An 8,808-nucleotide genomic window follows, 5' to 3' on the forward strand; every position below is an offset into this window, starting at 1 on the left:
TATTGTTTAATTAATCACCCAGTCCTAGACGTTCAAAGATATCGTCCACTCGCTTAGTGTAATAAAGAGGGTTGAAGATTTCATCGATTTCTTCTTGAGTCAGGCGTGAGGTCACTTCTGGATCTGCTTCTAGAAGTGGTTTAAAATCTACTTGATTGTCCCAAGAGTAGGCTGTTTTTGGTTGCACCAAATCATAGGCTTGCTCGCGGGTCATGCCTTTTTCAATCAAGGTCAACATAGCACGTTGGCTAAAGATGATTTTTTAAATTATTAAACTCCTATCATCTTATTTTGAATAATTTTGAATCCACGAAATCAATATACCCGAAGTCATCAAATAAGATAGTACTGAAAAAACAATAATCATTATAATTAATAAAACTTGCGACTCTAAAAATGATGTATTATATATAGTCCTTTTTATAAACTCAGGTACTTTTCTTTTTCTTGCAAAATGAATCAATAAGTTTCTAAATATCATAAAATATGCTATAAATTGCTGTGCAACTGCAATCAATAAACCAAATATTATATAAATACTGCTAATAAACCTGCTATCAGTTACGGTTGCTGACATTCCTTCAGAAATTGTTAATAGATTAATTCCATAATAAATAGTAAGTATAGATATAGGGATTGAATAGAAAAGATAAATTAATGTAGATTTTTGAATACGCCAACTAATTGCAATAAGAAACAAAATTATAATTGAAGTCAGCAGAGGAATTGAACCATACCATTTTAAAACAAGCGAAATTTCATTTATATACTTAATAAACATATAAACAATACCACTAATAAGTACTAAATATAAGATAATCATCCCCCAAAAATCAGAATCGCTCATATTTTTGTTATATTGAGTAGGCTTAGTTTTCTTTCTTTTAAGTTGAAAATCCTCTCCTGGAATATATGCAGGAGTTGGAATTATTTTTGTATTCTCAGAAATTTCTAATGAGTTGTTGTTAAAAAAGTGTGATAATTTATTAATCCACCCAGAAAATCTTGAACCTATCCGTGGTAGTTTAGGTAATGTTTTTCTAAGAACTAGCATAACAATACTTACAATTAATGATTGAATTATACCATCCGGTGTGGTTCTAATTACATTACTCAACCAAGCTAGTACATTGTCCACGTTCATTACCTTTACTCTCCTAATCCAAGACGTTCAAAGATATCATCCACTCGTTTAGTGTAGTAAAGAGGATTAAAGATTTCGTCGATTTCTTCTTGCGTGAGGCGTGATGTCACCTCTGGATCTGCTTCGAGAAGTGGTTTGAAATCTACTTGGTTGTCCCAAGAGTAGGCTGTTTTTGGTTGCACCAAGTCATAGGCTTGCTCACGGGTCATGCCTTTCTCAATCAAGGTCAACATAGCACGTTGGCTAAAGATAAGACCAAAAGTAGAGTTCATATTGCGGATCATGTTTTCTGGGAAGACTGTCAAGTTCTTGACGATATTTCCAAAACGGTTGAGCATGTAGTCAATCAAAATAGTCGTATCCGGTGTTATGATACGTTCAGCTGATGAGTGAGAGATATCACGTTCATGCCAGAGAGCAACATTCTCATAGGCCGTAATCATGTGACCACGGATAACACGCGCCAAACCTGTCATGTTTTCAGAACCGATAGGGTTGCGTTTGTGAGGCATAGCAGATGAACCTTTTTGCCCTTTGGCAAAGAATTCTTCCACTTCACGTTGTTCTGATTTTTGCAAACCACGAATCTCAGTCGCCATACGCTCAATAGAAGTCGCGATGCTGGCAAGAACCGCAAAGTACTCAGCGTGAAGATCACGAGGAAGCACCTGTGTAGAGATTTCTTGAGCACGGATACCCAATTTGTCGCAGACGTATTGCTCTACGAATGGTGGGATGTTGGCAAAGTTCCCAACCGCACCAGAGATTTTACCAGCTTCCACACCAGCAGCCGCATGCTCGAAACGCTCGATATTGCGCCTCATTTCGCTGTACCAAGTCGCCAATTTAAGACCAAAAGTTGTCGGCTCAGCATGCACCCCGTGGGTACGCCCCATCATGATGGTGAACTTGTGCTCCTTAGCCTTATCAGCGATAATGTTAGTGAAGTTTTCAAGGTCACGACGGATGATGTCGTTGGCTTGCTTGTAAAGGTAACCATAGGCCGTATCCACCACGTCGGTAGAGGTCAAACCATAGTGGACCCACTTGCGCTCTTCACCAAGAGTCTCAGAAACCGCACGCGTGAAAGCTACCACATCGTGGCGCGTCTCCTGCTCAATCTCCAAAATACGGTCGATGTCAAAGTCCGCTTTTTCACGAATCAAAGCCACGTCTTCCTTAGGGATTTCCCCCAACTCAGCCCATGCCTCGTCAGCCAAGATTTCCACCTCAAGCCAAGCACGGTATTTATTTTCTTCACTCCAAATGTTCGCCATCTCAGGGCGAGAGTAACGGTCGATCATGTTTAAGATACCAATGGCGACTAGAAAGCGACTGAATTTTAGGAAACCAACAACGGACGCTTCCGTCCTAGGAGGTTTATCTAAATTCCGAGCTTTCCGCCCAGATTCAGTTCTGCAAACTAGATACCCATTCCCTTTCTTTGTTTACAATTGGAAAGTCCGTAGCCCGTATTCAGTTTAGAGGATACGGTGCCCTTGTTCCTTTCTGTTTGTTTATTTTATTCTATAAAAACTGAAATTCGTCAGTTTGATACTGCATTCTTTTTTTCCAATACTCATTATACTTATTTGCGATATTTGAATCTTTAGCTTTCTCAGCTATTTTTCTCCAGTTGTAGATTATAAACCTATCATGTTTTTTATAAAAACTTTCGCTAAAGTAATCATCATTCATATCGATTATAGATTTTTCAACATACTGGAAAAAAGCATTCTCAGTAAAGTTGTCAACAATTGGATGAGCGCTTGTAGAACCTCTTTCAGAAGCTTCAATAATAAAAAGAAAAATCTAAAATATCGATACTTTCCATACAATCAAAATCCTTAGGCATTAACTCACAAAATTCTTCAATTGCTGGATTACTTTTACTATATGTTTGTGAAATAATTTTTTCTTTCAAAATATCTAAAAGTTTTTTCACTAAAACATTTTCTTTAAGATCAAATAGTAATGAGATTATAAGATTGATAGACTTAATCTTTTTATCTTTGAATGTATCAACTATATTCTCTATTTTTTGGATAGCACTCTCTTTAGATAAATGTTCATAAAGTATTCGTAAGAATCTTTTCATTTCTTTATCTAGTTCGTAGAATTTGCCATATGAATCATTGTCTTCCTTTATTAAATTTTCACAAATATCTTGTATAATTTGTTCTGACAAGTTTTTGTGAACTTTTACAAATTCTTGAAAAATATCACACAACAACTGTTTAGGAGCGCTCGGTTTAAGTAAGATTCTTAATATTTTTTGACTGTTGATACTATCAAATTTCTGGAAAACATCTGGATGAAGCCTATAAATTATCTTAAAAGATGAATATCGTATAAATCCCTCCGTTAACGCAGGTTCAATGGTTTGATTCAATTCCTCAATATCATCTATATTGTCTATTAAGGTAGATATAAAATACTCATAATTTGTAGTTTCTCTATCTCTCAACTTATCCAATATTTTTTTTAATAATATAACATACTTTTTATTATCAACAAATTTTAAAGCATTTGAAGTAACATCTATAACAGATGAAGCATCAAGCACAGGATAATAAAACTGTCTACCGATTTGATTTATCAGAGACTCTATGTAAATATAACCTCCCAACATTTTCTTTGAAGAAACTAAATCAATCATTACTGAAAATACATATCTTGCTTTTTCTGCCGTGCATTCCTCCTCAGAAGGATGCGCGAAACTATTTCTTAAATCAAAACAATATTCCAACTCCTTAATTTCATATCTGGATAAAATTCCAAAACCATCTTCATTACAGAAATTTATCAAATCTCTTTCAAATGGTTTAGAATTATTCCGTTGAATTCTAATTCTATCAAATTGGCTTCTTTGACTCTCATTAAATTCGGTAGATAACATATCAATTTTTTTAAACAAATCGTCCATGCCAGCAATAACAGATAGAATAACACATGCCTTATATGCTTTTGTGTTATAGCAATCTAATGCCTCTTTAAAATAATCTCGAATTTGTTTGTCGTACACCGAGTTTAATAGTTCTTCTTGATCTCTAATCATTATCAATCATTCCTTTTTACCAATAATTACCTGTCTTCTCTTGTCGATTTTTCACCTACGACAAGCCTAGTCAACCTTACAGGGGTAAGACAACGGACCTTATAACTGGGGGCCTGTCTTACTCCCCAAACTCCTCAACCTTATCCGGCACATCACTAAACAAAGTCACATGCCCCATTTTGCGGTTGTGCTTCGCTTCTATTTTACCATACATGTGGAGGTGGGCGCTTGGATTTTCTGTGACATATTTTTCAGCAGCCTCGACATGCTGGCCGAGGACATTAAGCATGACAGCTGGGGCATGTAGTTGGATAGCTGGCAATGGTGCTCCCAGAACACCTAAAATATGGGTATCAAACTGAGAGAAGTCGCAGGCTTCAATAGAATAGTGGCCAGAATTGTGTGGACGTGGCGCAATTTCATTGACAATGATGTCATCAGCAGTCGCAAACATTTCCACACAGAGAGTTCCAGATAGCTTGAGCTGTTCTGCAATTCGCACTGCCATAGCTTTAGCTTTTTCTGCTAGGCTTGCTGGAATGCGAGCAGGTACAATGGTTTTTGAAAGGATGTTGTTTCGGTGAATATTTTCCTGAACTGGGAAAGCCGTCACGTCCTTGCCATTACCAGACACGATGACAGAAATTTCAAGGTCAAAATTGACAAATTCTTCCAAGACACAGTCAGCTGAATCTGCTAGTTCATAGGCCTCTTCCAAATCTTCTGCTGAACGAATGACCTTTTGACCATGTCCGTCATAGCCACCAGTCGCAGTCTTAAGGACATAGTTCTTGGACAGGTCAACCTCGGCCAAATCTTGGCTTGAAGTCACAACCTTGTAAGGTGCCACAGTGACTTGAGCCTTGTTTGCGAGAAAGTCCTTTTCAAAAATGCGATTTTGGGAAATGCGGAGCAGGTCTGTCCCTTGAGGAAGCTGACCTTCTTTGATAACCGCATCCAAACCGTCAGCATCGACATTTTCAAACTCATAGGTGAGGACATCGCAACGCTCAGCCAACTGACGCAGAGCATCCACGTCATTATAAGGCGCCACAATGATTTCCGCTACGCGAGAGGCTGGGCAATCAGCCGCAGGATCCAACGCGATAACCTTATGACCCATGTAGATAGCTGAGATCGCCATCATCTGACCCAGCTGACCGCCACCTATAATTCCTATTGTTTTAGATGAGCTCATTTGTAGACTCCTCTGCGATTTTTCCTTGCTCTTCTGCAAAATCTGCCAATGCTGTCGCGATAGACTGATCCTCTACTGAGAGGAGACGGAGAGCGAAGAGGGCAGCGTTGGTCGCACCTGCTTCACCGATAGCCATGGTTGCGACTGGTACTCCACCTGGCATCTGAACGATGGAATAGAGTGAATCCACTCCACTAAGAGCACGAGATTTGACTGGCACACCAATGACTGGAAGGGTTGTTTTAGCAGCTACCATTCCTGGCAAGTGGGCTGCGCCTCCAGCACCTGCGATGATGATCTTAATACCACGGCTACGGGCTTCTTCTGCATGCTTGAACATGAGGTCTGGTGTGCGGTGGGCAGATACAACCTTCTTTTCGTAAGCAACGCTGAAGCGGTCTAGGACTTCGGCGGTTTTTTGCATGGTTGCCCAGTCGGATTTTGAGCCCATGATGATGGAAATAATTGGTTTGGTCATAATTTTTCCTTTTCTTCTTTTTTGATAATGGTCTTAGGTGGTGGGGACGGAAGCAAACCTTCGGTTTCATTCCTAAACTTGGAGCCTAAGGTCTCAAAGTTTCCCCCGACCAGAACATTCACTGTTCTGGTCTTTTCACCACGGCGACCATTATCGTACTTGGCGACTTCGTCGCTTTTTCTTATATCTTTATCGAATAGCCTTGCTTCCAATATCTGTTCGGTAAAAGAGGCCTTCTGTGTTTTGTTTGTTGAGTTCCCCGTAGATGGTGTTTTGGGCTTCTTTGACGGTGGCTGCTGTAGTGACGAGCATATAGACACGTCCACCGTTTGATAGCAGTGCTCTGCTATTTTCCGCAAACTTAGCCCCTGCATAGTAGGTGATGGTGTCGCCATCGGTTTTAGCTGGCAACTCGACACCCTTTGCATAATCTAGCGGGTAGCCCTTGGATGCGACAACCACACCCAGAGTCACACCCTTGTCTGTCCAGGTGATGGTTGGCTCCTTGCCATCCAGAATATCCGTAATATTTTGTGCAAAGTCAGATGTCAGACGAGGCAAGATAATTTGCGTTTCTGGATCTCCGAAACGAGCGTTAAACTCGATAACCTTAGGTCCATCAGCTGTCAAGATAAGCCCTGCGTAAAGAACTCCCAGATATGGACGCCCTTCTTGGATCATGCCCTCTAGGACTGGCTTGACAATAGTCTCCACTGCTGTGTCAACCACGCTCTGTGGCAAGTGTGGAACTGGCGCATAGGCGCCCATACCACCCGTGTTAGGCCCTTTGTCGCCATCGTAGGCACGTTTGTGGTCCTGAGCTGTTGGCATGATGTAGAACTTATCACCATTGACAAAGGCAAAGAGTGAAAATTCCTCTCCTTCAAGGAATTCCTCAATAACCACACGCGCACCTGAGTCACCAAATTTATTGTCCAAAAGCATCTCGTGAGCTGCTTCGACTGCTTGCTCGACTGTCTCAGCAACGACGACACCCTTCCCAAGCGCCAATCCATCCGCCTTGACTACGATAGGCGCACCCTGCTTTTCGATATAGGCCTTAGCTTCCTCGAAATCTGAAAAAGTCCCATAGGCTGCTGTCGGAACACCGTATTTGACCATGATTTCCTTAGCAAAATCCTTGGACCACTCCAGCTCAGCTGCCAATCTTGTCGGACCAAAGGCTTTGAGACCAGCTGCATGGAAATCATCCACGATACCAGCCGCAAGGGCATCATCTGGCCCGATAAAGGTCCAAGCAATATCGTTAGCCTTTGCGAAGTCAATCAATTTAGAATGTTCGGAAATAGAGATATTTACCAATTCCAAACCATCCAGAGTCATCCCATCATTCCCAGGAGCAACAAAAACCTTTTCTACCTCTTTTGACTCAAGCAACTTCTTAGCAATCGCATGTTCACGACCACCCGAACCGACAATAAGCAGTTTCATTTCTCAACCTCTTTTGCGAATTATTTAATAACATTATATCACAAACGTTCGTTTTAATCTAATTATATTTGCGAGTAAAAAATACAACATCGAGTAAACTTACTGAACCTATTTCATTTTTAGCCTTTAAACATTCAATACCGCCTCATTATAAAACAAGGCGGCATTGAGTGCGGAATATCTCTAAAAGTATGTAGAAAAGCTTCATTAGGTATTAAGCTTACCAGCTATAAGAAATATGATTTATTCGTTTCATCCTTATGTCGATTACCTCAAAACAATCCGGCGTAAATATAGCCAAATTGAATCCTTCGGGATTCATAACGCTGCGGAATTCAATTCCTTGATAAATTAATTCTCCAGAAATTGGTTTGGTTAGAGATTTCACAAAATCAGCTATATATTGAGTAGGGATATAATCTAGAATATCATCAGAATTTCTCATTACTCGCCCCATCTCAGAATCAATCTTTTTTAGATTTTTTTTATTAATCGCTAATTCAGCAAGATCATCAATAATACCATCTTGAAAAGGGCTAATTTCAATTATTTTTTTAAAATCAATGACTGTTATTGCAGACTTCAACTTAAAAGTGCCAATACATACATGATCATATAAACCTGTTCTTGTTTCATGTATTGTTGTCGTCTCTGAATCACCTAAATAAAGCATTACAACCCCTTTTGGATTAGCTCTTCCATCGGCCGATTTACCTTTAGGAGGTGCCCCTATCCCTTCTGGTTCAAATGGTTTCCCGTCTTTTGAAATCCTGCACCTATAGAACTGTTCTCCTTCTGAATAAGTCTTTTGAATAGCTTCACAATACTTTCTTAGAATGCATTTATTAATTTGATTTGAATGAAAACGATTGTTATATTTAATGTCGTCAACAAAGTCTTCCCAACTCTTACTGAACAATGAATGATCTTTTAAATAAATTGGGTCATACATCTGCTTTACTCCAACAGGGTGCGTTAACAATTCAGGACTTTCTTCGAATAGATTTTTACAAATCTCAGAAAGCATTTGGTGAATCTTGAACTCCTCTTTAGTAGTAAATATATTCCAATTTGTAGCCATTTCTGTTTTTAGAAGCGTTTCTTGCCCAACTGGGAAATTTTCTATTTTATCTACTGGAGAAAAAATAGAAACGAGAGAGCTCAAAAATGGAATTAAATAGTCGTCACACTGTGTATCATAAACACAAACATTATTATTTGAACAAATGTCACAGCTAGCTTGCCTTTCAGCTATATTAACTTCGTTTTTTAGAATCTCATCTGCAAAACAATCTTTACAAATTTTCATTCACTGTCTCCACTGATTCGGTCAAGATACTTACTAACCAATTCAATCCCGATATAGTTGATGTCAGGATTTTGCTTGGCCATACCTGAAACAAAGGCACCCTTTCCACTTCCAACTTCCACATGAATGGGATTATCATTGCCAAACAAGTCCCGCCATTTTCCCTTGG

The 8,808-nt window shown here is 39.4% G+C and carries 7 protein-coding genes and 2 pseudogenes; all 9 read right to left on the reverse strand.

The window, feature by feature from the left end:
- Window positions 1-10: 10 nt before the first annotated feature.
- A pseudogene (locus tag LG372_RS07505) lies at window positions 11-259 on the reverse strand (adenylosuccinate lyase); the annotation flags it as partial.
- A 27-nt stretch (window positions 260-286) separates the two neighbouring features.
- Window positions 287-1,144 carry a hypothetical protein gene (locus LG372_RS07510; RefSeq protein ID WP_042749775.1) on the reverse strand — a complete coding sequence of 286 codons (858 nt, stop codon included), beginning with the start codon at window positions 1,142-1,144 and terminating at the stop codon, window positions 287-289.
- 5 nt (window positions 1,145-1,149) lie between these two features.
- The gene (purB, locus tag LG372_RS07515; RefSeq protein ID WP_225742504.1) at window positions 1,150-2,448 is read right to left on the reverse strand and encodes an adenylosuccinate lyase; all 1,299 of its coding nucleotides are present in this window, start codon (window positions 2,446-2,448) and stop codon (window positions 1,150-1,152) included.
- 488 nt (window positions 2,449-2,936) lie between these two features.
- A complete protein-coding gene (locus tag LG372_RS07520; RefSeq protein ID WP_225742505.1) occupies window positions 2,937-4,202 on the reverse strand; it encodes a hypothetical protein in 1,266 nt (421 codons plus the stop codon).
- A gap of 118 nt (window positions 4,203-4,320) precedes the next feature.
- Complete coding sequence (gene purK, locus LG372_RS07525) at window positions 4,321-5,400, reverse strand: 5-(carboxyamino)imidazole ribonucleotide synthase (protein WP_260467582.1); 1,080 nt, start codon at window positions 5,398-5,400, stop codon at window positions 4,321-4,323.
- Window positions 5,387-5,878: a 5-(carboxyamino)imidazole ribonucleotide mutase gene (gene purE / locus LG372_RS07530; protein WP_125386768.1), complete on the reverse strand. Its 492-nt coding sequence runs from the start codon at window positions 5,876-5,878 to the stop codon at window positions 5,387-5,389. The genes purK and purE overlap by 14 nt, the downstream gene beginning before the upstream one ends.
- 189 nt (window positions 5,879-6,067) lie before the next feature.
- Window positions 6,068-7,330, reverse strand: coding sequence for a phosphoribosylamine--glycine ligase (gene purD, locus LG372_RS07535; protein WP_125386770.1), 1,263 nt, complete (start codon window positions 7,328-7,330; stop codon window positions 6,068-6,070).
- Window positions 7,331-7,550: 220 nt separating this feature from the next.
- Complete coding sequence (locus LG372_RS07540) at window positions 7,551-8,639, reverse strand: RES domain-containing protein (RefSeq protein ID WP_225742506.1); 1,089 nt, start codon at window positions 8,637-8,639, stop codon at window positions 7,551-7,553.
- Between the two features lie 23 nt (window positions 8,640-8,662).
- Window positions 8,663-8,808: pseudogene (locus LG372_RS07545) on the reverse strand (tRNA (guanosine(46)-N7)-methyltransferase TrmB); the annotation flags it as partial.

The sequence above is a fragment of the Streptococcus sp. Marseille-Q5112 genome, from assembly GCF_916700555.1.
Lineage (GTDB): Bacteria > Bacillota > Bacilli > Lactobacillales > Streptococcaceae > Streptococcus > Streptococcus symci.

Excerpts from the sequence above, each read along its gene's own strand:
- LG372_RS07540 (WP_225742506.1), bottom strand. The coding sequence starts at position 8,639 with ATGAAAATTTGTAAAGATTGTTTTGCAGATGAGATTCTAAAAAACGAA.
- LG372_RS07510 (WP_042749775.1), bottom strand. The coding sequence starts at position 1,144 with ATGAACGTGGACAATGTACTAGCTTGGTTGAGTAATGTAATTAGAACC.
- purK (WP_260467582.1), bottom strand. The coding sequence starts at position 5,400 with ATGAGCTCATCTAAAACAATAGGAATTATAGGTGGCGGTCAGCTGGGT.
- purD (WP_125386770.1), bottom strand. The coding sequence starts at position 7,330 with ATGAAACTGCTTATTGTCGGTTCGGGTGGTCGTGAACATGCGATTGCT.
- LG372_RS07520 (WP_225742505.1), bottom strand. The coding sequence starts at position 4,202 with ATGATTAGAGATCAAGAAGAACTATTAAACTCGGTGTACGACAAACAA.
- purB (WP_225742504.1), bottom strand. The coding sequence starts at position 2,448 with ATGATCGACCGTTACTCTCGCCCTGAGATGGCGAACATTTGGAGTGAA.
- purE (WP_125386768.1), bottom strand. The coding sequence starts at position 5,878 with ATGACCAAACCAATTATTTCCATCATCATGGGCTCAAAATCCGACTGG.